We start from the raw sequence: 237 nt of genomic DNA on the forward strand, positions 1-237 counted from the left end.
TGCTGGTGCCTTTTTAGCGGTATCAGGGGCAATTATGCAAGGTATGACGCGAAATCCACTTGCTTCACCATCGTTAATGGGAATTACAGATGGAGCCGTATTTGGAATTGCAATTATGTATGCATTCTTCCCTAATTCACCTTATTTAATGTTCGTTATCGCATCTTTTATTGGGGCTGCGTTTGGAGCGAGCATTGTATATGGAATTGGGTCTTCTTCACCAGGTGGATTAACACC

The 237-nt window shown here is 42.6% G+C and carries 1 protein-coding gene; it reads left to right on the plus strand.

What is annotated here, in order from left to right:
- The coding region (locus tag SB658_RS27415; RefSeq protein ID WP_410603707.1) for an iron chelate uptake ABC transporter family permease subunit at positions 1 to 237 on the plus strand (237 nt) is incomplete at both ends.

This window comes from Bacillus sp. SIMBA_008 (assembly GCF_046535495.1).
GTDB lineage: Bacteria > Bacillota > Bacilli > Bacillales > Bacillaceae > Bacillus > Bacillus subtilis.